Consider the following 25265-nt stretch of genomic DNA (forward strand, 5'->3'; position numbering starts at 1 on the left):
GTTCTTTAGCGTTAGAAAGTGGTGTTGAAGCCGACCATAAATGTTTTCTGGATGGGGTAACCCTGCTCACCGATGGTTTCCGGATCGGTGAACTTCAGCTTGGCAAACGTGAAAACGTTCTGGCCGGTTACATATACCCGCAGCGACTTCATCCGCAGTTTCGACACCAGGTTGTTAGGCAGTGTATAACCCAGTGATGCGGTTTTCAGGCGCAGGTAAGCACTGTTGATCAGCCAGAAATCCGAGGTCTGCCCGTTGTTGTTGGAAGGCGATGAATAAGCGCGTGGATACTTAGAGCTTTGGTTGTCCGGCGTCCACCTGTTGTTGTAGTACTCGTAGGCCGAGTTGCTGTTGTTGTTCAGGTGCGCTACAGTCATAAAACCATAGATGTTGAAGCTCGACATACCGGAGCCCTGGAACAGCAGGGAAAGATCCAGGCCTTTCCAGCTGGCGGCGGCATTGATACCATAGATGATGGCCGGTGTTTGAGGATCGCCTATTTCCGCTTCATCGTAGGAGTCGATCTTGCCATCGGGTGTACCGTTGGCGCCACCCAGGTCGGCATAACGGATATCGCCGGGGCGCAGCGTACCAAACTGGGTGATATTATAACCATCAGTTGCATTGATCACACCATCCTTGTTCTTATCATCATCGGTGGTGAACAGGCCAAGCGATCTGTAGCCAAACACGGCACCATTACGGCGACCGGTCCTGCTCCGTCTTGGATCGTTTCGGGTAACGGCATTTTCATATACCTGTACCAGTTTGTTCTTGGCATAGGTGAAGTTGGCGTCCAGCGACAACTGCAATCCATTTTTCAGGCGCTTGGTTGTTCCCACCATCAGTTCAACGCCACGGTTGTCCATGATACCGGCGTTTTCCTGTGCCAGCGACAGGCCGTATTCCTGCGGCACAATGATGTTGGGCGCCAGCAGCATACCGGTCCTTCTTTCGTAGAAATAATCGGCTTCTACCCGCAGCAGTCCTTTCCAGAAATTGGCTTCAACAGCCAAGTCGGTCTTGGTGCCAATTTCCCAGGTGATATTGGGGTTGTTTTCGCGTTGTACAAAGGAGCCTTGCACCAGGGCGCCATCGCCAAAAGCATAGGCATTGCCACGAAGCGAGTAGGCACTCTGGTACTGGAAAGCACTGCCGGCCAAATTGCCCGACTTACCCCAGGATCCGCGCAGCTTCAGGTAGTCCATGAACCGAACCCGCTCAAAGAACTTTTCGTTCGAGATCACCCAGCCAGCAGAGAAGGCAGGCAGGTAAGTCCAGCGTTTGCCAGGCGCAAAGTAGTAGTGCCCGTCGTAACGGCCCGATGCTTCCAAGAGGTAGCGCTTGTCGTAAGCATAGCTGGCGCGGTATACATAACCTACCTGGCTGCCGGTGCCCGATGCACCACTGTTTTCAAAATCGTTTTTGTTGGAACTACCCAGCGACAATTCATCAATGTCTACTGCAAAATTGTTGCGGCGGCCGCTGAAATCAAATTGTTTCCAGTTGCGTCTTTCGGCTACTGCCAAACCGGTCAACTCGTGTTTACCAAAGCTGTTGCTGTAGTTCAAAAAACCTTGCAGGGTAAGCGTGTTTTGCTGCCAGTATTGCTGGTTCAGCCAGGCAAAAGTAGCGGCACTGCTTTCCTGGGTAGAGAAAGCGGAAGTATAGGAGTATGGGGTGGTCGTGGTATTTTGCGTCCAGTAGATGAACGGGCGGTGCCACTGCTTCTGCACATAGTTATACGGATCGTAGTTGGCAGTTCCCTTGACGCTGAGCCCCTTGATAAAAGGCAGTTTCTGTTCGATGGCGATGGTGCTCAGCAGGTTGTTGGTATTCTGGCGGAAATAGCCCGAGGAGTTGATCACACCCAGCGGTGCATTACCCGAACTTTCACCCCACAAACCATTGGTAAACCGGAGCGGTGCAACAGGAATAAACTTGTACACACCCCGAAACAACTGGCCTGTGCCGCCATCCACATCGGTGGTTTTTTGCATGGCACCGTTCAGCGAAAACTGCGCCGTGGTGGTGGGCGTTACATTCACATCCAGGTTGATGTTGAAGTTGTAGCGGTCATAGGTCGACCGGTCGAACATACCATCCTGCTTGAAGTAGCTAAGCCCCGCAAAATATTTCACGGCCTGTCCGCCACCACGCACCTGAATGTTGCCCTGGTAAATGGATGCGTGTTTTTTCACCACATCATTCAAGGCATCCGAGAGTGGGTATTTGTCGGGGTCCTTTGCATGGTTGGCGGCATAGTTATCGATAAAATCAGGCGCAAAAGGCGGGTTGGTACCCTGGGGATTCTCTGTTCGGTAGGCCTCGTTTTTCAACCGCATATAATCCTGCGCCGAAAGCATCTTGGGCAGGTAAGTGGGCTGCTGGTCGCCAAAATAGCCACCAAAGCTGATAGTGGGTGCACCGGTAGTGCCACGCTTGGTGGTAATGAGGATCACCCCGTTTGCACCTCCCAGCCCGAAAGGAGCTACAGCTGCCGCATCTTTCAGTACAGACACGCTTTCGATGTTATTGGGATCTACTTCATTGATGTTGTTGCGGATCACACCATCTACCACTACCAGTGGGGCGCTGTTGCCGGTAGTGGCCGCACCGCGGATGGTGATGGTGGCATTGTCGGCACCGGGACGGCCGCCATTGGCGCGGGTGATGATACCCGTAGCACGGCCTGCAAGTGAGTTGGAGATATTGGCTGCAGGAACGGCGGCAAGCTGGCTGCCCTTAACGGTGGATACAGCCGCCGTGGATGATACTTTCTTCTGTGTACCATAACCCACCACGATTACCGATTCCATGGCGTTGCTGCTGGTGCTCATTTGCACAAGGAGGCCTGTAGTTGCACCCTTTACGGCGATCTCCTTGGAGCCATAACCCACAAAGGTTACAACCAATACTGCTTCCTGTCCCTGTACATTGATGGTAAAATTGCCTTCGGCATCCGAACTGGTGGTGTTGCTGGTGCCTTTCTCCGTAATGGTGGCCCGGCTGAGCGAGTTCCCACTGTCGTCGGTAACCTTTCCCCGCACGGTGAAAGCGTAGTTGTTGCGGGTCGGTTCTTTCCCGATCCGGTCTTTTGCAAATGCGGCTCCATGGCTGCCTGCCAGGAATAAAACAAGCAGTGGCTTAATAAGAAATGCCTTGTCTAACCCTGAAGGCTTAGCAATGAATTTTCTCATAAAAATTGATGATGTTGTTAGTTAATGGCGCGTCTAGCGCTGACAATCGTTAGCGGAACATTTGTAGCATGCTCCAAGGTGTTGGTTGATTTACTTCATGACATCAATTGGTTTTTAGGTTATACGAAATAGTTGCTTATGGCCTGTCTGTTGGCTTTTTGTTGGTAAGGGCGCACTCAATAACCGCACTTGCTGGCAGCACGCGGGCGGGGCTCCAGCCTTATGCACTATATAAAAACAGGGTATCGCTTGGGTAAGGGGTAATGTCTTTGGCAGGTGTTGCCCAAAGCATGCTGCGCATGGGTAAGGATGTGGTGCGGGTCTGATACCAGGTGGCCAGGTATGCAGATGCTGTCTTAATGCTTCCGCTGCAAAAACGGTGGCACGCAATCAGGTTGCAACAGTTGGCAAGACCAAACTGCAGCGGCAAACAAGCATCGTTAAAACCCGGCACTACAAAGGATTGCCGCAGTAATGGCGGGGCACAAAAACAAGCGTTATCGCATTTATCGTCAAGTACAGTACCAGCTGTTCATTCCGTATCAACGCTTATCGGGCAGTGCATACACCACGTATCCCCGCGGCAATGCACCGGGCTTTTTGGAATGATCGAAACTTCCCTTTGCAAAACTGTTGGTTGCATTTACCACCACGTACTGTTTGCCATTGAGTGCATACATGATGGGTTGCGCGTTGGACTCATGGCTTAAAGTTGTTTCCCACAACGGCTTGCCATTGTCCGCATCATAGGCGTACAACTTCCCGCCCTTGCCGGTGCAGAACAACATACCGGTGGAAGTAACGATAATGCCTTTGCGTTGCGAGCCGTTCACAGCACCTGCCAACTTATCGCCTTTTACCGCAGTGATGGAATCTTCACCAAGGGGCTGTTTCCATTTGATGGTTCCGGTATTGAGGTCATAGGCAATCACCCAAGCCCAGGGCGGCCCCAATAGGTTGGGCCAGGCCGTGCCATAGTCGGTAGTGTAGCGGTTTGCCGGGTGTGGCACGCCTGCAGGGTATTCGGACATGGGCGCCTGGGGTGCAACATCGGGGCTCACCGGTGCACCACCCGAAGCCACCACCGGGCCTGCAGGCATTTTGTTGGATTGATCGCGGCGCGGACCCATGAATCTTACAGCAGGATTACCGCCCAGATAGCGGAAGATTGCGGCAGCACTTTGATCGTCCACATGCGCAAAGCCGGGCATCTGCCCGCGGCCTACGGTGAGCAGGGTTTTGAATTCATCGAGGGTCATCCGTTGCCCCGCTGTCACAATATTCGGTGCAATGCCGCGGCCTGTGAGGTTGTCGCCATGGCAGGAGCGGCAGGTAGTAGCAATCAGTGTTTTTGCTTTTTGCACCTCTCCCTTCGACATCAGCTCAGTAGGCGATTTTACCCGTTCCAGTTTGTACACCGAAGGATATTCCTGCGCCAGGATATACATCATGCCCCTGGCAGGATTGGAAGCGGTATTGCCAAAGTTGGCGCCTCCCAGTGCACCGGGCAGCATGATGGTTTCGTACTGGTCGGAAGGCGGTATGTACAGACCCGATTTGGCAGCGTCGATGCGCTTGTACCACTTTTGTTTTTCCTCTTCCGTGAGATAAGGGTTCACCATGTCTTTGGTCACCTGGTGCCTGGTAAAGCTGGGTAAACTTGGAATGGGCTGCGTGGGCCATGCTTTCTCACCGGGCATCTTGCTGGCAGGGAAAGGCTTTTCCAAGATCGGGAATACAGGCTTACCGGTAACACGATCAAAAACAAAAACAAACCCGTGCTTCGTGGCAACAGCTACGGCATCTATCTGCCTGCCGTTGCGGTTTACGGTAATCAGTTGTGGCGCGGAAGCCAGGTCATAATCCCAAAGGTCGTGGTGCACGGTTTGAAAATGCCAGATGCGCTTGCCCGTGCGGGCATCGAGGGCCACCAGGCTATTGCCAAAAAGATTGCTCCCAAGCCTGTCGGCACCATAAAAATCATAGGTAGGCGAACCGATGGGCAGGTATACAATACCCCGCTTTTCATCTACCGACATTTCGCTCCATACATTGGCACCGCCCACATATTTATAAGCGTCTTTCGGCCATGTTTCATAGCCATATTCACCTGGATGGGGTATGGTATGAAACACCCAGGCAAGCTTACCGGTTACTACATTGTAAGCCCTGATATGACCGGGTGCGGAGAAATAACTTTCGCCCGGTGCCGAACCCATGATGATCAGGTCCTGGTACACCACGCCGGGCATCATCGACTGCATCCTTCGGATAGAACTGGGCTCGCGGTCCAGTGCCTTGCGCATGTCCACGTACCCACCTGTTCCAAAGCTCAGGATCGATTTGCCGGTAAGGGCATCAATAGCCTGCAGGGTGTTGTTGAGGGTAAACAATAAGCGCCGGTCCTTGCGGTCTTTACTTTCCCAATAATTGATGCCCCTGCGGGTAAGTCCCTGCAGGTTGGCATGTATCCAAAGCTCTTTTCCCGTTTCGGCATGAATGGCCACCAGCGAGGCGTTTTTTGCCATCACATACATGATGGTATCTACCACGATGGGACTGAAAAAATTAAAGGCAGAATCCATGGTAGGATACACCCACGCTACCTGCAGCTGGCTAACGTTCTCCTTGGTGAATTGCGTGCCTTCAAAATATTTGGACTGGTCGGGCCCGCCGCTGTAATGGTTCCAGGTGGCATGTGAGTCCGCCAACTTATTTGTATCCACAGCGGCATAGGCAAAAAAGGACACCAGAGCAATAATGACAAGGTTGATCCTGGCAGGCAATCGGTTCCGTATCATGTAACAATCGTTTGAAAAACTATACAGCAGCAGGCAGTGGAAGCAGCCCTGATGCAATCCTTGAACTAAGGAAGGCCCCCGGTTAGTTATGGCGAAACACCAGGGGCCTTATTGGGTAAATGCTCATTTAGTTTTGGTTGCCAATAGCCAACCAGGAACGAACGGAAAGGACAGGAGCAGGGTTTTAGCTGGTGGTACTACTTAAATCAACAGGCAATAAAGTAGTTGCTACGGCCGAAAGCCTGTTCTTTGGTTTTGCCTGTTGACTTGAGTGCTTCCAGCTTTGATACTGCTTCAATAACGGGACACAGCTTTCTGGTAATAAATGAAGGCGAAGGCTTTAGGGCTTAACCTTGGTAAGCTTCATCTCCCCTCTTTCACTTTTCACGGTCACTTCGTTTTCGTTGACAACCTCGCCGGTATAATCCAGTTTCATATCGTTGAAAGATATGCTGTAGGAAAACTTCTTACCATCGATCTTTCCATTCTCCAGCTTGGACTCCCCAAACTGGGTCTTCCAGGTACCGGTCAGGTCTTTTCCTTCAACCTTAAAGGTATAGTTGACTTCAAATGTACCGTTGGGGGTTTCGCGGGTTCCTTTCCAACTTCCATCAATAGCATTTTGTGCAAAAGAGGTAAAACTTCCAACAAGCAGAAAAAAGGTGAAGAGCAATTTCATGGCAAACAAATTTTGGTTGGGTAATTGAATGGGGACGATTAAAAATAGTACGCCGCATATTCAAAAACGTTCAATATAATCCGCCGTTAAATACTAGACAGGCCGGTGTTCCGAAATAACTATTTTCCAATCCGGTACTAAAAAATCAAAACTTTATGAGGGCAACACGATTGCAAAACAAGGTTTGCTATGGCCTCCTTATACTCACCGTGCTGGCGTTTACAAAATGCACTTCTTCCTCCGGTGCTGCCGCCGGTTGGGAAAAGAAAAACAAGGAACTGATTGCACAACACAAGCTTACCGAAAGGCCATTGCCGGCACTGCCTGCCACATCCGTTAACACCAACCTGGAACCGGCCCAGGTAACCGGTCTTACAAAGCTGGATAGCGTTGCACTATACCCTGGAATAAGCGCAAAAATGTTTTGGGGAACCGGCGTAATGGTCAGCACCCTGCAGCTGGCACCGAATGCCACCATCAGGGAAGAAACCTTGCCTGCCGACCGCCTGCTGTTTGTGTTGGAAGGTACCATCAACCAATCGGTTGACGGTTCACCGGCAGCCATGACCGCAAGAAAAAGAGAAGCCCCTGATGGCAGGCATAGCGGTACGCCAAAGATGGACTTTGTGTATTTGGAAAAAGGAACAAGGAGTGCCGTCACCGCCGGTGCTTCGGGAGCAAAACTGCTGGAAGTATACAGTCCTTTCCGGCTTGATTATCTGCAAAAGGCTGGTGTACAAAACCTGCCGGCACAGGTAGCAGATATTAAAGCGGCACTGGCGCCCAATATTGAGCCGCGCAAGGTGTATGACCTTTATGATATCCAGCTGACGCCCCTGGCAACAGGCGCCGCATCAAGGCTGGTATCGGCAAAGAATGTGCAACTGAGTTTTATCTCAATGGATCCCAATTCTGTTTTCCCCCACCATATTCACCCCGAAGAACAGATGATGCTGGTGCTGCGCGGTGCGTGCAACGAGATACTGCTGGATGGCGAGCAGGCCATGAAGGCTGGCGACGTGGTGCGCATCCCAGCCAACATGGTACATGGCGCCCGCATCGGCGAGCTTGGCTGCGATGCGCTGGATATTTTCTGGCCCGCCCGTGCCGATTACCTCCAAAAAGAAAAAACCGGCAAAACCGCATTCAATGCCATCATTCCCCAAAACGCCAAACTGGAACTGGTAGTAGACGGTAAGAAGACTAAACCCGAACTCACCTTTACCGAAGGGCCGAAGTGGATGGGGGGTAAGGTCTATTTCTCCAATATGTATTTCGACGAGAACTTCGGTGCCAACCCAAAAAGGAGCTCGCTGGTGGCGCTTGATCCTGATGGCAGCTACCGCAATATTTCGGAAGGCAAAATGCAAACCAACGGGCTCTATCCTTACAAGAACGGCAACCTGCTGGTATGCGACATGATGGGCCACCGGGTGGTGGAAATGACTACTAAAGGCGAAGTGGTGCGGGTGGTTGCTGATAAGTTTGAAGGCAGGCCCATTGATGGGCCCAACGATGTGATCACCGACGCTAAGGGCGGCTTCTATTTCACCGACCCGCAGTTTACGATGGAGGCCGAAAAGTTCCAGCCGGGCAGGGCCGTTTATTATGTTTCGCCTGGTGGTAAGATCACCCGGATCACCAAGCCCAACGAGTTTGCCATGCCCAACGGCATTGTGCTTTCGCCCGACGGCAAAACATTGTTCATCAACAACTGCTATGATGACGAAAGCTGGTACCCGGTAAAAAGCGACAAGGACAATTTCATCTGGGCTTATGATGTGCAGGCAAACGGCACCATCAGCAACGGCCGCAAGTTTGCACAGCTGGTGCTGCCGGAAACGGTATTGGACAGAAAAGGCAAATCTTCCAGTGCCGATGGCATGGCCATCGATAAGCTGGGCAACCTATATGTGGCCACCTATTGCGGTGTACAGATCTTCAATGAAAAGGGTGCTTATGTGGGCATGATCAATCTTCCATCCTTTCCCGTAAGCCTATGCTTTGGCGACAGCGATATGAAGACCCTGTTCATTGTTAGCTACAGCAAGGTGTATAAGATCCGCACCAATATGCAGGGCTTTGTGAATTACCTGTAAGTTTTGATATGTAAGCATAACCGCCTGGTACGATTGAGTGCAGGCGGCTTTTTTTGTGACATATGCCTTGGCGCTCTTTGCGTTTTATTTAGCGTTCTTTGCGATACTCTTTTTTGTCTCGCAAAGAACGCAAAGAGGTGACGCAAAGGACGCTGAGTTTATAACTAAACCGGACCGATGGATTCTTCTTACAAAAGACTATTTATCCCATTTTCATTTTATGTGTGGATTAAGCACCCATGGGAAATACTTGTAGCTTGGAGCTTAATGCTTGCAGCTTTTCCACAGCTTTTTTCAAATTGGTATTACTCATTGGTTGCGGCCCTTGCCACTTCCACATCTTTCGCCACATCAGGCCGGATCTTTTCCCAATGGAAAAGCAGGTGCTTGTTTTCTTCGGAGCGCACACCGTTCTGTTCGCTCAGGTGCACCAGCGGCATGTCGTTGTACAGCGGGCGGGTGATGCGCACCACTTCATCCCAATACTTGAGGGCTGCTTCCAGATGCATGATCGCTTTTTGCTTGTTGGCTGCACCACCTTTTGTACGGTAGGCTTGCAGGGCAACGGCACCCTTTATTTTCTCCGCAAAATGCAATCCCATGTAGGCCCATGCCTGCACATCGGCAACTTCGAACGGCAAGGCAGGATTACCTGAGGTATTGATGCCTTTAACCAGTCGGAGTGCTTCGGCACAATCCTGTTCGAGCATGGCGGCAAGTTTGGGCGGCGTAACCTTATTTGTTGCAAATGACTGTTTCGCTGCTGCCGCTTTTACATAAGCTGCTACCGATACGTAGTTGGGATCGGTCACCGGCTGGTCAATCAGCCGGTCAACAGAAATGTATTCCACCCTTTTCACCTTATCATCCAACGCCATAAACCCTTCGGAGTACAGGGTAAGGTCCATGGTGAAATCAAAAAGCGAACCCAGACGCAAAGGCGTTTTGCCGGCCAATGAAAAGGCCTGCAGCAGGTTTGTTCCTTCTTTGCCATAGCGTTGCAGAAAAGCCGATTGAAAAACAGCGTCCGGCGTTTGGGGATTGTACAGGAGCCGGCCCCATATTTTGTAGAACAGCCATTGCCGCTCAAAAGCATATTTCCAGTTGACGGCAATACCGGGCCTGGTAAAATAATCCTTGGCAGGTATATAGGTTTCCGACCCGATCATATAACCACCCACATAGGGCTGGGCGTTGGTGGCAATATGGGAACGCACAAAATCGGGTACGCCCCAGCGCAGACAAAAGAAATCTTCGTTGCGGGCCGTCCAATTGATCTTGTAGTTCTGCGGCTCCGGCTTGAAATAGGTGTCGTACAGTTTACCACCGTGTACTTTCACCAGCGTTGGCGTGGAGTGTGCATGCGACCAGTTGTATTTTAAATCGGCAAAGATGGGCGGCTGCAAAAAGGACAACTGTCCCTGTGCTGCTATCTCCTTGCGGGTGAGCCGTTCGGTTTCGACACTGGTTACTCCCAGCGAGTTGGTGGTGCTGGAAAATGGAATGCGGTGAATCAGCTTCAACTTGCGACCCGATAAGCGCATGCCTTCTATGATGGTTTCCTTCATCCACGCCTCACGTTCTTCAGGTGTCATACCGCCCATGCCTTCGCCCAGCGTCAGTCCCATCCCGGTGATTCCTGGGTACTCCTGCAGCATTTGCGCCACGCATTCTCGGGTATAGCGCTTTACCAGTTCCGAGGTGTCGCCCTTTACAAAAAAGTCGTGCTGCAGGTTGTCCATGGCCACGTTGTGCGCCTTTGAAAACGCGGGGCTTACAAAGATGTTGAACGGGATGATATAGGTATCAAGTGCACGTTCCTTCGCCATGCGAAAGATGCCTGCAAAGAGCGTCTTCCATTCCTGCAATTCCGCATCTGAAAAGGGCGATGCCTCCGGGAAACTCTTCGGCCTGATCATAAAGGTGTAGGGATGCAGGTTCCACAGCGTTAGTGCGTTGATGCGGTTCTCCACCATCATGTCGAGGAAAGCTTCCCAGTAAGCGAGATCCTTGCAGGTTTCGTAGTGCAGGTCGAGGGCATCGCTGTGCCGGTAAGTGTCCCAGGGCAGGTCGAACTTGATGGCCCGAAGCGCATAGCGTGGCTTTTCGCTGAGCGTCTTGATGGCTTCCAGCCTTCCGCCGTTCCGCACCTTTTCAGCAAGCGATAAACAGCCATAGATCATCCCGCGGTAATCGCCACCGCTTACCGTTATCTTATGGCCATTGCCACTGATGGCATAAGCCTCTTCGCCAAGCTTTGGGGCGTTTGCAGCAATACTGATCGCAATCCTGGGTTGCGTGCTGCTTAAGGTGTAGCCTTTTCCCCTGATTGCTTTTCCCAGCAGTTCCGCAGCATAGCTTGCCAGTGGCGATGTTTTATCGTAATGGATTTGCACCGCCTGAGAAAACACGAAAGAACAGCATCCCAAAAGGGCAACGATCAGCAAGCAGGAATTCTTATTCATAAACATGTGGCGCAATGCTAAAACTGTAGGCAGCAACTACGAAAAGTGAATGTACCTGAATATTAAAAGAATAAATGGCGCCACCTTTAGCTCACGGCGTCGCAATGATGTTTGCCGCTGAACAAGCCGCTCCATGCCAATGCAAATTAAAAGCAGCGATCAAGCACAAGCTACCAGGTTCTTTTGCTCATCATCTTGTCCAGCTCGGCGCGGGTCATCTTACCCAGCTCCGGGTGCTTGTCCAGCCATTGCAGGAAAGCAGCTTTAATTTCATCGGGCCACTGGCTGTCGATCTGTCCGGTGGTGTATTTGCCGGTGCGTACCATTTCAAATCCAAACTGGTCTTTGCGGATCACGAACTCGGCGGTGCTCACCACCTGCTCCGCCATATGTGCGGGCACAAACAACACGCCTTCTTTTTGCACAATCACCAGGTCGCCGGGCAGCACAATGGCGGGCCCGATGCGGATGGGTGTGTTCAATCCCATGAGCACCATTTCTTCGGTAAACGAAGGATGGAAATCGCGTACAAATGCATTGAAACCCCTGATCTTACTCAGTTCCGCCAGGTCCCTTGCAGCACCATCGAACACCACGCCATTGCCCGACTTGGCAAAAATGGAATTGGCGAGCGTTGCGCCCATGATGCCGCCACCGCTGATCTTACCAAAGGCATCGGCCACATAGAGATCGCCCCTGGTAAGTGCATCGATGGGCCAGGCGTTGGTATTGCCGGTTCTGCCCTGTCTGGCGCCGCGGCTCTTGATGTTTTTTTCTACATCGGGCCTGCTGGGCAGGTACATGGCCGTTACCGCACGGCCGGTGAACCCGGTATCATGCACCATCTTCCAGTTGCCTTCAAACTGATTAAGGTATCCTTCGTTCTTCAGTACGGTCCAGGCATCGTCGATGTAAATCTTCCTGGCCCTTTCCAAAATTTCATCGGGCAGCTTCGGACGGCCATCGGCAAAGCGTTCACCTTTCCACTCGGAGGTAAGGAAAATAAGTTCTTCTTTGGATATGGTTTGTGCCTTGGTTGCCTGTACAACCAACAGCGATGCAAACAGGAGGGTAAAAACAAGCTTAAGCTTCATCGGTAAATTTCTTTAGATCGTATCTCAAAACAAGGGTGTCATTCAAGACATAAATGGAACGAATACTACTCACTGTTGCCGGCATTTTTGGCGATAACTGCCACGGCTTCTGTGCCAAGCCGTTCCCTTAACTGTGTGCGGTAAAGACTGCGGGGCGCCACATGTGCATCCATCGACTCTACATGGCCACCCGGTTTGGTCAGATCCTGTAGGCCGGCGTTGAAGATTACAGCATTCAAGCCCACGTGCCCGAAGGAATAATTTTGTGCCGTTGGTGGCCTTTGCACCAGGAAGTCGCCTTCGCAATTCCAGAAAACGATATTGGCGCCGGCCCAGCCAATGATAAAATCCCAGTACCTGGCCGTAAGCGGTGCGGCCACATTGTCGTACAGCACCCCGTTTACCCAGTGGTTGTGCGGCTCGCTGGTGGAGTAAGGATTTACAGCCTTGCAGTCGAGGAACACATTGCCGCTGGCCTCATGTCCTTGCAGCACAAAAGAGTGCCGGCCCTTTTGCGAAAAACAGCGTTGCACCAGGCAAAGCTGCCCATTAACCTGGTAGGTAAAACGCCGGGCGCCCATGCGGATGGAAACAGGCTCCCAGGATTCGCAATCCTGTACCGTCACCCATTTTGATCCGGCATTTACCTGTACCACGCTGTTGCCAAAATGCAGGGCGGTGATGTTGCGCACCCACACATTCCTGGCATTGCTGATGTTGATGAAATTGAAGTAGTGGGCCTCGTCCGAAAAGTATTCCTCGCCCTGGTATTGGTATTTAGGATCGAGTTTGTCGCGGTCCATATTACCATAAGTGCGGGTACGCACCGAGGGGTCGTATTCCGACACACCCCGCAGGTTTTCGATGCCTGCCTGCTCGATGCGTTCATCGGTATAGCGCATCAGCGCACCGCCACCCCAACGGCTTTCAATAGCGCAAAAGATGGGTGCATCAATGGTGATGGTGTTTCCTTTTACCTCCGTGATCGTCCTGTCGTAATGGATATCAAACGGCTGCCACCTGTTGCGGCCCACCGTTGCGCTGTCGGCACCAATGGCCTTGATCCATGCAGCATTGCCCATGCGGCGCACCAGCACCCGGTCGCCCTTTTTGAATGCCTTTGCAGCAGCAACCGAAAAGCTGGTAGCACCAACGGGCACATAAGCATCCGTGATGGTTTGCTTGCTGTTTTCATCAGGCTTTGCGCCTGCTTCGCCTGCAATATTGATAAGCGCCGGCCGGCCGCCACGGCCGCCACCTTTTGGCGATGCTTCTTTAGGCATCCTGCCGATGAGGATGGTACCAATATCACCGGTGCCTTCGCCGCGGAGTATGATACCGGACTTCCGGATATACAGGGGCTTTTCCAACAGGTATTGGCCCATCTTCAGCAGGATGGCACCCCTGAAGCCGGAAGCATCCGGCGGCAAGGCCGATATGCTGTCAATCAGTTGTTGCAAACGTGCAGCGTTGTCGCCCGCAACAGGCCATACGGTTGCTTTGGCCTGCACCGTTGGTATGGGTACACCACCCCCGCGGTAACCGGCGTTGGAAAAGTCCGGTATCTTATTGCCCAAACTGTCGGCAACATATACCAGCCTGCCATTAACACCGGGATATACCAGTGAAGTGGTTGGAGCCATACCTTGCGACCGGCCTGCAGTACAGGCAAGGAGCAAAGCGGCTACTGCAAAAGGTTGAAATGGATTGCGCATAAACCAATTTTAGGCATCGGTTAAGGCAGCTGCAAAACAGGCATTTGCGCTGTGTTGCAGCAGGATTATGGTGCAAGCAAAAGCTTCAGAACAGCCGGCAGGCATCCAGAACGAAAGTCATGGATGCCTGCGCTATGCTATTACTGCAGATGCATTTACACAAAGAACGGCACATTGGGCGTTGCATACTTTTTCATTGCTTCAATATTCAGGTCAACGCCAATACCGGGTTTCTCCGATACTTTGATATAGCTGTCCTTTACCCAGTTTGCTTCATCAAAAGTTACAATCTCCCGGAACATCGGATCGGTATGGAAATAGGATTGCCACTCCATCAGGTGGAAGTTAGGCACCGTAACACAAACATGTGCACATGCCATCGCCCCCAGCAAAGAAGCTACCATATGTGGCGAGAAAGGCACATAATACATGTTGGCCAGATTGGCAATCCGCTGCCCTTCTCCCAAGCCACCACATTTCTGTAAGTCCGGCATTACAACATCAACACCATTATCCAGCAATTGCTTGAAGCCATAGCCGAGATATACGTTTTCACCCGCCGCAATAGGCGTATTGGTTTCCATCGCAATCTGCTTGTAGGCAGCATAATTCTCCGCCGGGATGGGCTCTTCCAGCCAGGTAAGATTTAAAGGCTCTACTTTCTTGGCAATAGCCTGCGCCGTTACGTAATCGTAGCGGCCATGCATGTCTACGCAAAGGTCAATTTTAGGCCCTACCGCTTCCCGTACTGCGGCAAGCTGGTTGTACATCCTGGAAATCTCACCCGGGCTGGCCGTCCAGTTATAACGGTCTTTCTTATCCGGGTCAGCGGCATAATCAAGGTCAAATTTCAACGCATCAAAGTTCCATTTCTTAATTGCGCCCGTTGCCGCTTCTGCAAAATCTTTTGGCGAGGGAAACTGGCTGCGATAAAGGGCTGTATCGCAATACACCCTTACCTTATCGCGAAGCTTGCCACCCAGCAGCTGGTAAACAGGCATGTTAAACGCTTTTCCTGTCAAATCCCACATGGCTGTTTCCAGCGCCGACAGCACCGCTACATACATACCTGATTGCCCACCCCCGAAGTGCGCACTTCTGCGCAGGTCTTCAAAGATTTTATGCGGGTTCAGGGGGCTTTGGTTCTTCAACCTTCTTCCCAGGTTTTGTACGAGGTGATAGGTGCCACCGATGGCGTCTACACCTTCGCCCAGGCCATAGATACCCTGGTTGGTTAAGACTTTTACATACAAGCTGCCACGGATATATCCGCATTGTACATCGGTAATTTTCAAATCGGAGGGCGCAGAGAATTTAACCTGGTTATCAACAGCATGCTCCAGAGGCTGGCCCCAGGATGCTATGGGTGCCAAAGGCGCCAAAGCTGCTGCCAACCCGGCTTTAGATAAAAACGATCTTCTTGAATTTGACATGGCGAGTATATTGTTAGTTAAATAAATGGCTGTCAACAAAGAGGTCAGCAGCTGCACAACCGCAAATGCTTATCCGTTAATAGCTATTGGTTTGCTGGGAAGTGCTTTCTCTTTGCCTGATGATTTCCTGCACCTGCTCGCGGCCGACGGGAAGTTTGTTCACGTTGTCTTTAAGCCACTGCGTAAAATCTTTTTGAATATTGTCGGCCCACCGTGCATCGATCTGTCCGGCGGTATATTTTCCTTCGCGGATGCGGAGCTGGCCAAACATATCTTCCAGCCGAACGAGTTCCGAACTAGTTACCACCCTTTCTGCTAATTGCGGCGGAATAAAAATCACCACCCCCATTTTACCCAGTACCACATCACCCGGCATTACTGTTACGGTGCGGATGCGGGTTGGCTTATTAATGCCCACAATCATGGTAGTGAGGTCCCTGTTCTGGCCACCACCGGGATTGTGGTACGATGGATCATAGCTGCTGAAAAAGGAAGTAAAGCCACCCATCTCTTTCAGGCCTTCCACATCCCTGAGCGCACCATCGTAAACAATACCATTACCTGTACGGGTATAGATGGCAGTACCCACCCGGTCACCGATGGTAGGTCCGTTTCTTTTGGCGCCAAACTGGTCGGCAACATACACATCGCCCTTCGACAGCTGCTCCACGGCCCACACGTTTTGTGCACGCCGGCCTTCTTTCTTACCCATCGAGTCAATGGCCTTCCATACATCGGGACGGCCCGGCATAAACGTAGTAGTAAATGCACGGCCCACCAGTACGCTGTCGCGGTTGATGATCTCGCCCCAGCCTTCAGCGATCTGGTAGCGGAAACCGGCGCTGCTGATGGTGGCCCAGGCTTCTTCGATGGTTACCGCTTTCATGCGGCGTATGATATCATCCGGCACCTTGGGACGGCCATCAGGAAAACGTTCGCCTTTCCAGTCGGAAGTGAGCGCAATCAGTTCGTCTTTGCTGGCTTGTACAAACTGCGCATCTGCTTGCTTCAGTCCGACAAACAGGGTGAGGGCAAACAACAATCGTTTGGGTGTGAACATGGGTATATGGTTTTTTGAAAATGAACAGGTTTAGATAAGGTCCGCTTTTAAAACTTCCTTTTGACCGCCCGTTGTTTCATCCGGCTGCAGGTCATCTTTAGGCACACGGTTGTGCCACCAGCTGGAAAGCAGCGAGCCCGTGATATTCATCATGGGACCAAAGATGGCAGGCGCAAGAGCCACGGCGGGGTTTGCACTTATTTTAGAAGCCAGTGCCGAAGCCAAACCGGCGTTTTGCATGCCTACTTCAAGGGCGATGGTGCGGCTGTCGCGTTCGTTGAACCTGAAGAGTCTTCCCGACCAGTATCCAAGCAGGTAGCCGAACGTGTTGTGAATAAAAGTGGCCAGGATGATCATACCACCTACCTGCAGCAGCGCATCCCTGCCCTTTGCAATAATCACTACCAGGATCAGCACAATACCGATCATGGAAGTAATGGGCAATACCTTGTTGAGCCATGCCACCCTTCCTTTCAGCAGGTAGCGCACCCCAATACCAGCTGCCACCGGTATCACCACCATCTTCACCATTTCCAATACCATATCGAGGAAGTGAATGGTGATGAGGCTGCCTCCCAGCAACTGCATCAGGAGGGGCGTGAGCAGTGGCGCCACCAGGGTAGATACGGTGGTTACCGAAACGGACAGAGCCAGGTTGCCCCGCGACAGGTAACACATTACGTTGGAGGCAAGGCCACTGGGCGAGCAGCCAACGAGGATAATACCCGCTGCTATTTCGGGTGGAAAATTGAACATATTGGCAACACCAAAGCCGATGAAGGGCATGATGATGTAGTGACACACCACACCGATAACCACCCCTTTGGGCATCTGTACGATGCGGGAGAAATCCTGCAGGCTCAACTCGGTGCCCATGCCAAACATGATGAGTTGCAGCAGGGGAACGATGAGACCTGAAAGGTTGAAATCGCCAACGGTTTTGAAGTAGTTGGGATAGTACATCGTAAGGCTGACCGCCGCGAAGATCATCACCGTATAAGAAAAGCCTTTCAGGAAATGATGCCCCCTGAAAGCAATGGCTAAACTCAGTAAGGACAGCATCAGCAGCCAGCCACCCCAATGGTGCATTTGCTGGACGGTGACAATGAGCCATGCCACCAGGAAAACGGCAGCAGCTGCGTAAAAGAAGGAGAAAACTGATTTTGTATTCATGGCAAGTGGTTGGGTGATCCGGTGGGGAGGGTTCAGGTATTTTGCTGCAGGTCGGCGATGGCTTCAAACTCATCGAAGAGTTTTGTGCTCAATCGTTCGAAGATGGCAAAGAGCTTCATGTATATTTCATGGTGTTGCGCGTTGGGCTGGAAGTTTTCGGCCAGCTTTACTTTTTGCGCTGCCTGCTCCAGGTCTTTATACAGGCCCATCTCGGTAGCGCTCACCAGGAAGGCGCCACAGGCTACGCTGTCGGGTCCCGAATTTTGCTTTACCAATACGGGCTTGTTAAACATATCGGCCATCATCTGGGTCCACAGCGGGTAAGCGGCATAGGTGCCATTGGCCGAAAGGCTAGTAAAGCTGCGGTGTTCTTCGAGGGTTTTGCCAATATTGTAAAAGGCAAAGAGGATGCCTTCAATAGTTGCCCGTATAAAATGCCTTTGTTCGTGTTTGATGTTCAAACCAAAATAAGCACCCCGTGCATTGGCATTCCAGATGGGTGCTCTTTCGCCTTGCAGGTAGGGCAGGAAAATAAGTCCTTCGGAACCTGCAGGCACCCTGCCGGCTTCAATCAACAGGTCTTCGATACAGTCTTCGAGGTCGAACACCTTTTTGAAATCGCCAAACTGTTTTGCATACCATTCGAATGCAGCGCCCACATTGTTGGTAGGGCCGCCCGAAACATAATAGCCATCCGATAGCACGTAGTTGAATAAACGTTGTTGTTTGTCCTGCAACACTTCCTTACCCACCACCCGCACGGCGCCACTTTCTTCCATGGTCACGGTGGCTTTTTCATCGCCCCAAACACCGGCACCAAGGGTGGCCATACAACCATCACTGGAGCCAACAAGCAGCTTTACATTTTCGGGCAATCCCAGCGAGGTCTGGTATTGCCTTTTCAATTTTTTAGGTGCGTAAAATACAGGCACTGCTTCGGCAAGCTGCGACTTGTTGATACCGGCATGTTGCAAGGCTAAATCCTCCCACTGCAGCGAATGGATATTCAACAGGCCCGTTGCCGATGCCACGCTATAGTCTACCACGTACTCGCCGGTAAGCTGCTGGATGATATAGGTTTTGATGGATAGAAACTTGTATGCAGCATCAAACCATTCCTTGTTGTTGTTTTTGATCCAGGCAATTTTGTTCAGGGGCGACATGGCATGTATGGGCGTGCCCGTCATCTGGTACAGCGACTTACCGAAATCGGAGTGCTTCAAATCATCTGCTTCCTTTTTCGCACGGTTGTCCGACCATACAATGGCATTGCCCAGCGGCACCCCGGTTTTGCTGATAGCCAGTACGCTGTGCATGGCACTACTAAAGCAGATGCTCACTACCGTATGGTTCTTTGGATGGATCTTTTCATTTAAAAAATTCTTGAGCATATAGAGCATGGTGATAAAGATCTGCTCCGGGTCCTGCTCGCTGTAACCTGGCTTTGAATGAAAGGTTGGATAAGATCCTTTCACCGAGCCAATGATGACCCCTTCCAGGTCGAAGGCTGCTACCCTGATAGCGCCGGTGCCAATTTCTATCGTAACGATGCAATCCATTCGGAATAGGTTTATTCGGGTGTGGTGGTATTCTTTTTCCTGAACTCACTGGGTGTATAACCGGTAAGTTTTTTAAACGTAGTGGCGAAATGCTGGGAGGAATAAAATCCTACGTCCAGCGCAATGTCGGTAACATGCACATCGGGGCGTTTCAGCAACTTGATGGCTTCCGATATGCGGATATTGATCAAATAGTTAAGGGGTGAAAAACCGGTATAGCTTTTTACCTTTTCAGAAAATGCGGTATTACCCAATCCTACCAGTGCCGCCATCTCTTCTACCGTCCACTGGTGCGATAGTCTTTCGCGTAATGTTTGCTCCAGCTTCATAAAAGTTTGCGGGAAATCCCTGCGCGAAGTATTCTGTCGTGTCAGCTGCCGTGCAACCACTATGAACAACTCTTCTATCAGCTGGTTGATGCGGGTGGTATAACCAATCTCCTGCTGTGCAAACTCCTGTTGTATGTGTTGCATCAGGGTGCCGGCCTCTTTTAGTTTCGATAGCACCGGGCAGTTGTTCAATACCAGTATCTGCCCGATGCTGCGGCACTCGCTATCGCTGAGGCGGCTCCACTTGCCCATGATCATTTTACCTGTAGGCTCCAGCTGCTGCAGGCCCAGGTGCAGCCAGGCAACGGTACCGATGTCCAGCAGGTCTTTTTCACCGCCAAAGCTTTGCCCGGGTAATATGAGCGCCAGGTCGCCGGGATACAAAATATAGTGCTGGTTGTCGATCATCCAGTCAAAGCGGCCATCGGCTACATAGTAGATGCGCAGAAAGTCGTGTGCCGCTTTTGTAAGCGAACCAAATTGTATCGTACTGATTTTTTTGAAAGCAAATTCAATGATATGCGGAAACGCATGAAGCTCTTTACATTCTTTTCTTAAAAAGTACTGGTTCATGCAAGCGTTCGTTTCGGAATGGGCAATGATCGTCTCAACGATATTAGGAAGAAATACGTTTGTCCTTGTACAATATCCTACGCTGTTCTTTTTTGGAAGTTTTTGGAGCTGATGTTAGAATACTTTGTATCAGCCTTCAGACGATTTCGTCACGCCGTCCAACCCTTTTTTGCTAACAAACGCTTGCCATTATGAAAGAACTGCTCCGGCGGACCTCCGCCCAGGTAAAGAAGCTATGCTTCTTGTGCGCCCTTATGCTTGTATCTGCCGCCGCCTTTGCACAAACTGTTGCCGGCACTGTTGTAGATGTAGACAATAAACCGGTAAGCCTGGCAACAGTAGAAGTAAAAGGAACCTCACGGCGAACAGTAACCGATGATGCAGGTAAATTCAGCATCCTCGCTGCCACCAGTGATATCCTCGTGGTCACTTCGGTAAACTATGCCATCCAGGAAACGCCGCTTAACGGGCGGCAATCGGTAAGCATTACGCTTACCCCTACCTCCAAGAGTATGGAGACGGTAGTGGTAACGGCACTGGGCATCAAGCGAGAGTCGAAGAAGCTGGGTTATGCTGCCGAAACCGTACGGGTAAACGAACTGCAGCAAAACCGTACTACCAACTTAGGCACCGCACTGGAAGGCAAGATCGCAGGGCTGGACATCACGCCGCCCTCAGCGGGTGCAGGGGCCAGTAATAAGATCAGGCTCCGCGGCCAGTCGGCTTTTGCGGGTGCCAACAACTCGCCCCTGCTGGTGATTAACGGCCTGCCCATGGACCAGGGCGCCCGGGGCACCAATGCCGATGGGCCAAACAGGGATTTAGGCGATAACCTGCAGATGGTGAACCCCGATGACATAGAAAGCATGACGGTGCTGAAAGGCGCTACCGCAGCGGCTATTTACGGGTCAAGGGCCGCAAACGGCGCCATCATCATCACCACCAAGAACGGCAGCAAATCCTCGGGCCTTGGCGTTGAACTCACCTCCAATGTTTCCGCCGACGAGGTGCTCGACCTCACCGATTTTCAGTACGAGTTTGGACAGGGTGTAAACGGCGTCCGTCCTAAAACACAGGGAGAGGCTGTTAACTCCGGCCAGTTTGGCTGGGGTGAGCGCTACGACGCGGTACCTACCATCCAGTTTGACGGCGTATCAAGGCCCTACGCGCCGCAAAGGGACCGCATCAAGAATTTCTTCAACACGGGCACCTCTTTTACCAATACCATCGCGGTATCGAGCGGCAATGCAAAAGGAAGCTTCCGCGCTTCTTTTACCAACCAGGATGTAAAAGGCATCGTGTACACCAACAAGTACCACAAGAAGATCTTCAACCTGGGTGTCAACCAAAATCTGAGCGACAAGCTCTCCATCCAGCTTAACCTGAATTACACCAACGAAAAGAACGAGAACCCGCCGCAGGTAGGTGTGCAGGGCATCGGCACCATGAACTTCCTGGTACGCACTTCGCCTACCGTGCCACTTGAAGTATACAAGGCCAATGCGGTAAACGAAGTCGGTATAGAACGGCAAACAACCGGTTTTGCACAAACCCTGATCAATCCCTACTGGACCCTGCCCAGGCAGTTCTTTTTCAACAAAAGAGACCGCCTGCTGAGCACGGCTACCATGCGCTACCAGATGCTTAAGTGGCTGTACCTGCAGGGCCGTATCAATATGGATTACGGCGTTGACTTTACGGAGCAGAACACCCCCACCGGCACCGGCAGCCCCGCCAATGGTGCCTATTACGATCCCACCCGCACTACCTTTAACGGCACCTATGTGGTGGGTGAAACCAGCGGCAAGCAGATCAACGCCGACTTCCTGCTGGGTGGCAACCACCGCTTTGGCGACTTTTCTATAGATGCCAGCTTTGGCGGCAATATTTTCACCGACCGCTACCGCAACTTCAACCAGGATGCAACTGCCTTTATTGTACGCGACCTGTACACCATCGAAAACGGCACCGTGAAAAACCAGACCTATGGCATCGGCAGGCGCCAGATCAATTCGCTGTACGGGCTGGCCGAACTGGGTTATAAGGACCTCCTCTTCCTGAATATCACCGGCCGCAACGATTGGTTCTCGGTATTGAATCCAAACAACAACAGTTATTTCTATCCCTCGGTGAGCGGCAGCTTTGTCTTCTCCGAACTGCTGGAAAGCTCGCCCTGGCTGAGTTTCGGCAAGCTCCGGGCTTCCTATGCCGATGTAGGCAGCGAAAACGGCATTGGGATATTTGGCGGACAGCTCACCTATGGCTTTTTACAACAGCCTTTCAACGGCAGCACGCTGGCGCAGATCAACAACGCCAACAATCCCAACCCCAATATCCGGCCCTTCAGCGTGCGGGAAAAAGAAGTGGGCCTGGAACTTCGCTTGTTTGCAAGCCGCCTCCACCTCGATATTGCCGCTTACGACAAGCAGACAAAAGACCAGATCGTAACCATCACCAACTCCATTGCATCGGGTTATAACGGCACCACCATCAACTTCGGCGCACTGCAAAACAGGGGTATTGAACTACTGCTGGATGGCACCCCGTACAGAACCCGCAATTTCAGTTGGACCAGTGCGTTCAACACCGCTTATAACACCACCAAAGTGCTGGCACTTACCCCCGGTGTAACCCGTACCACCGTGGCCGACTGGTCGGGTGGCAACGAGTTCATTGGTTCGCTGGTATACGAGGTGGGCAAGCCCCTCAACCAGATCTCATCGCGCACCTACCTCCGCGACGACCAGGGCAATATCCTCCTCGGCCCCGACGGCCGCCTCCGCGCCACCACCAGCAATGTGCTGCACGGCAGCGCACTGCCCAAGTTTACCGGTGGCTGGAACAACGTTTTCCGTTATAAAAACCTGAGCCTGCTGGTGCACATGGATTATAAAACCGGCGGCAAAATGCTTTCGTCCACCGCCCTCAACGCACTGCGGCAGGGCCATTCCAAAGCATCGCTGGTGGGGCGCCGTCCCGGTGAGACCGGTGTGGTATTCCCCGGTATTTACCAAAGCGGCCCCAATGTAGGCAAGCCCAATACAACACCTGTTTACGGGCAGCAGTTTTACGCCGATTACCGCAACCTGCAGATTGCCGACCCGGTAATATTCAAATCAGATTTCATCAAGCTGCGCAACATCACGCTCACCTACGACTTCTCGCCCGTGATTGGCACCAAGTACATCAAGGGGCTGGTGCTTTCCGCCGCCTGCCGCAATGTGGCCATCATCAAAAAATGGGTACCTGATATCGATCCCGAAGCCGTACAATCGAGCGGCGATTTCCGGGTAGGATACGAAGCGGTATCCCTGCCTACCACCCGCAATTACAGTGTCAACCTTAATGTGAAATTTTAAACTGTAGCCATGAAAAAAGGAACTAACCTGATACTGATCTCCTCCATGGCACTGGCCATGCTTACCGGTTGTGATAAAGATTTTGACCGGCTGAATACAAACCCTGCGGCCGTTGTGAATGTAGACCCGGGTTACCTGTTCAACAATGCACAACGCCTCACCGATCCAGGCAGCTGGGAGGGTGAAGGAACCATTGCGCAGCATTTTGTAAATGCCTATAACCTGGGCGCCACTGCAGGCTTCCAGTTCAACCTCAATGTGGACATCTTTAACCGCACCCGCTTCAACAATACCTACTCGGGACCGCTCAAGCACCTCGAACACATCATCAGCCTGGTGAAAGCCGATGCCACCCGCACCAACCTGTACAACGAAACGCGGATTTGGCGGGCGTTAAACTACATGATGCTGGTAGACAGCTATGGCGATGTGCCCTACCAGGAAGCAGGCAAGGCCTACCTCGAAAGCATCTATTATCCCAAGTACAACAAAGACGAAGAGATTTACGAAAGCATTTACAAGGAACTCAAAGAAGCTACCGCCGCACTGGACCCGGCCAAAGACATCAACAAGTTTGACCTGTTTTACGGCGGCAATGTGGCCCAGTGGAAAAGCCTTGGTAACGCCATCCTGCTGCGCCTAGGCATGCGCTATTCCAAGCTGGACCCCAACAAGGCCAAAACCATCGTGCAGGAAGCGTTCACTGGTGGTGTGATGCAAAGCAATAACGACAATGCCGTAATCAAGTATATGACGGCTGCAGGCCTGCCGCTGGCAGGTTACAGCAATCCCCTGAACAACTCGGTGCGGGCCAACAACCCCTATTACTATTACCTCACAGAGCCGCTGGTAAACCAGCTGAAAACAACCCTGGATCCAAGGCTGAAATACATCGCGGCAAAATATCCCAACCAGACGGCAGCGCCTTCCAACCCGGCACCGGATACCACCATGGCCAACCAGTTTGGTTTCCCCATTGGGTACAGCGATGCCACCCTGCCCACCTACCCTGGTTTCAGGGCTCCTATAGGTACGGGGCAAAACTATTCGCAGCTCAATTTCAACGTGGTGGGCAATGCCACTACCCCGGTGTTTTATATCACCAACGCACAAACGAAATTGCTGTTAGCCGAAGCAGCTTTAAGGGGCTGGCTGACAGGCGGCAAAACCGCGCAGGAATACTACGAGGAAGGGGTAAGAGCAGCCATGGATGAATACACAGTTTATCCCAATGTGCAAAGTCCGGCCATCCCGCTGCCCCTGCAAAACAGCTATCTGGCCCATCCTGCTGTTGCCTTCAACCCTGCCGAGGCACTCCGGTTGATCAATACCCAGTACTGGATTGCATCTTTTGGGAATGGGCTGGAAGCCTGGGCCAATTTCCGGCGCACCGCATTCCCTGCATTGGTGCCCAATAATTTCAACAGCAACCTGCAGGGCGGCTTTGCACGGCGCATGGCTTACCCCGTGTCGGAATCGAACGTGAACACAGCCAACTACCAGGCGGCAGTTGCCAGCATGGGCGGGAAAGACGACCTCACTACCCGGGTATTCTGGGACGTGCAATAAGGTACCGGAAAACCATTGCAGCGCTATCGAAGAACGCGTGCACACAACCAGGGCGAGGACCGCTACAAGGGCTGGTCCCCGCCCTGGCAAACAGGAAGAACAAGGCAGGCAGCGACCATCAACAACCGGTACGCCCTGCCAACTACCAGCTACACAT

Annotated in this window: 14 protein-coding genes; 3 read left to right on the forward strand and 11 right to left on the reverse strand. The window is 51.9% G+C overall.

What is annotated here, in order from left to right; all coding sequences use genetic code 11:
* Positions 1 to 11: 11 nt before the first annotated feature.
* From BUE76_RS22750 to BUE76_RS22765, 3 genes are all read right to left on the reverse strand, one after another.
* Positions 12 to 3200, reverse strand: coding sequence for a SusC/RagA family TonB-linked outer membrane protein (locus BUE76_RS22750; protein WP_073041648.1), 3189 nt, complete (start codon positions 3198 to 3200; stop codon positions 12 to 14).
* Positions 3201 to 3742: 542 nt separating this feature from the next.
* Positions 3743 to 6001, reverse strand: coding sequence for an outer membrane protein assembly factor BamB family protein (locus tag BUE76_RS22760; protein WP_083596429.1), 2259 nt, complete (start codon positions 5999 to 6001; stop codon positions 3743 to 3745).
* 340 nt (positions 6002 to 6341) lie between these two features.
* Positions 6342 to 6680, reverse strand: a complete 339-nt coding sequence (locus BUE76_RS22765) for a hypothetical protein (protein WP_073041644.1) — start codon at positions 6678 to 6680, stop codon at positions 6342 to 6344.
* A gap of 155 nt (positions 6681 to 6835) precedes the next feature.
* Here BUE76_RS22765 and BUE76_RS22770 point away from each other — a divergent pair, with 155 nt between their 5' ends.
* Positions 6836 to 8779, forward strand: a complete 1944-nt coding sequence (locus BUE76_RS22770) for an SMP-30/gluconolactonase/LRE family protein (protein ID WP_073041643.1) — start codon at positions 6836 to 6838, stop codon at positions 8777 to 8779.
* 305 nt (positions 8780 to 9084) lie between these two features.
* On the opposite strand, the gene BUE76_RS22775 is transcribed toward BUE76_RS22770, so the two are convergent.
* The 8 genes from BUE76_RS22775 to BUE76_RS22810 form a co-directional block, all read right to left on the reverse strand.
* A complete protein-coding gene (locus BUE76_RS22775; RefSeq protein WP_073042103.1) occupies positions 9085 to 11244 on the reverse strand; it encodes a glycoside hydrolase family 20 zincin-like fold domain-containing protein in 2160 nt (719 codons plus the stop codon).
* 170 nt (positions 11245 to 11414) lie between these two features.
* Positions 11415 to 12338 carry an RraA family protein gene (locus BUE76_RS22780; protein WP_073041641.1) on the reverse strand — a complete coding sequence of 308 codons (924 nt, stop codon included), beginning with the start codon at positions 12336 to 12338 and terminating at the stop codon, positions 11415 to 11417.
* Between the two features lie 65 nt (positions 12339 to 12403).
* A complete protein-coding gene (locus BUE76_RS22785; protein ID WP_073041639.1) occupies positions 12404 to 14053 on the reverse strand; it encodes a hypothetical protein in 1650 nt (549 codons plus the stop codon).
* 155 nt (positions 14054 to 14208) lie between these two features.
* Positions 14209 to 15486 carry a mandelate racemase/muconate lactonizing enzyme family protein gene (locus BUE76_RS22790; protein WP_073042101.1) on the reverse strand — a complete coding sequence of 426 codons (1278 nt, stop codon included), beginning with the start codon at positions 15484 to 15486 and terminating at the stop codon, positions 14209 to 14211.
* 76 nt (positions 15487 to 15562) lie between these two features.
* Positions 15563 to 16546: an RraA family protein gene (locus BUE76_RS22795; protein ID WP_073041637.1), complete on the reverse strand. Its 984-nt coding sequence runs from the start codon at positions 16544 to 16546 to the stop codon at positions 15563 to 15565.
* A gap of 30 nt (positions 16547 to 16576) precedes the next feature.
* A complete protein-coding gene (locus BUE76_RS22800; protein WP_073041635.1) occupies positions 16577 to 17719 on the reverse strand; it encodes a bile acid:sodium symporter family protein in 1143 nt (380 codons plus the stop codon).
* Positions 17720 to 17751: 32 nt separating this feature from the next.
* Complete coding sequence (locus BUE76_RS22805) at positions 17752 to 19278, reverse strand: gluconokinase (RefSeq protein WP_073041634.1); 1527 nt, start codon at positions 19276 to 19278, stop codon at positions 17752 to 17754.
* A gap of 11 nt (positions 19279 to 19289) precedes the next feature.
* Complete coding sequence (locus BUE76_RS22810; RefSeq protein ID WP_073041632.1) at positions 19290 to 20180, reverse strand: AraC family transcriptional regulator; 891 nt, start codon at positions 20178 to 20180, stop codon at positions 19290 to 19292.
* A gap of 191 nt (positions 20181 to 20371) precedes the next feature.
* Here BUE76_RS22810 and BUE76_RS22815 point away from each other — a divergent pair, with 191 nt between their 5' ends.
* Both BUE76_RS22815 and BUE76_RS22820 read left to right on the forward strand, forming a co-directional pair.
* Positions 20372 to 23539, forward strand: coding sequence for a SusC/RagA family TonB-linked outer membrane protein (locus BUE76_RS22815; RefSeq protein WP_083596428.1), 3168 nt, complete (start codon positions 20372 to 20374; stop codon positions 23537 to 23539).
* Positions 23540 to 23548: 9 nt separating this feature from the next.
* Positions 23549 to 25108 carry a SusD/RagB family nutrient-binding outer membrane lipoprotein gene (locus tag BUE76_RS22820; RefSeq protein WP_073041630.1) on the forward strand — a complete coding sequence of 520 codons (1560 nt, stop codon included), beginning with the start codon at positions 23549 to 23551 and terminating at the stop codon, positions 25106 to 25108.
* The last annotated feature ends 157 nt before the right edge of the window (positions 25109 to 25265 follow it).

It is taken from the genome of Cnuella takakiae (assembly GCF_001953305.1).
In the GTDB taxonomy this organism is placed as follows: Bacteria; Bacteroidota; Bacteroidia; order Chitinophagales; family Chitinophagaceae; genus Flavisolibacter; species Flavisolibacter takakiae.

Excerpts from the sequence above, each read along its gene's own strand:
- BUE76_RS22750 (WP_073041648.1), bottom strand. The coding sequence starts at position 3,200 with ATGAGAAAATTCATTGCTAAGCCTTCAGGGTTAGACAAGGCATTTCTT.
- BUE76_RS22760 (WP_083596429.1), bottom strand. The coding sequence starts at position 6,001 with ATGATACGGAACCGATTGCCTGCCAGGATCAACCTTGTCATTATTGCT.
- BUE76_RS22765 (WP_073041644.1), bottom strand. The coding sequence starts at position 6,680 with ATGAAATTGCTCTTCACCTTTTTTCTGCTTGTTGGAAGTTTTACCTCT.
- BUE76_RS22770 (WP_073041643.1), top strand. The coding sequence starts at position 6,836 with ATGAGGGCAACACGATTGCAAAACAAGGTTTGCTATGGCCTCCTTATA.
- BUE76_RS22775 (WP_073042103.1), bottom strand. The coding sequence starts at position 11,244 with ATGAATAAGAATTCCTGCTTGCTGATCGTTGCCCTTTTGGGATGCTGT.
- BUE76_RS22780 (WP_073041641.1), bottom strand. The coding sequence starts at position 12,338 with ATGAAGCTTAAGCTTGTTTTTACCCTCCTGTTTGCATCGCTGTTGGTT.
- BUE76_RS22785 (WP_073041639.1), bottom strand. The coding sequence starts at position 14,053 with ATGCGCAATCCATTTCAACCTTTTGCAGTAGCCGCTTTGCTCCTTGCC.
- BUE76_RS22790 (WP_073042101.1), bottom strand. The coding sequence starts at position 15,486 with ATGTCAAATTCAAGAAGATCGTTTTTATCTAAAGCCGGGTTGGCAGCA.
- BUE76_RS22795 (WP_073041637.1), bottom strand. The coding sequence starts at position 16,546 with ATGTTCACACCCAAACGATTGTTGTTTGCCCTCACCCTGTTTGTCGGA.
- BUE76_RS22800 (WP_073041635.1), bottom strand. The coding sequence starts at position 17,719 with ATGAATACAAAATCAGTTTTCTCCTTCTTTTACGCAGCTGCTGCCGTT.
- BUE76_RS22805 (WP_073041634.1), bottom strand. The coding sequence starts at position 19,278 with ATGGATTGCATCGTTACGATAGAAATTGGCACCGGCGCTATCAGGGTA.
- BUE76_RS22810 (WP_073041632.1), bottom strand. The coding sequence starts at position 20,180 with ATGAACCAGTACTTTTTAAGAAAAGAATGTAAAGAGCTTCATGCGTTT.
- BUE76_RS22815 (WP_083596428.1), top strand. The coding sequence starts at position 20,372 with ATGAAAGAACTGCTCCGGCGGACCTCCGCCCAGGTAAAGAAGCTATGC.
- BUE76_RS22820 (WP_073041630.1), top strand. The coding sequence starts at position 23,549 with ATGAAAAAAGGAACTAACCTGATACTGATCTCCTCCATGGCACTGGCC.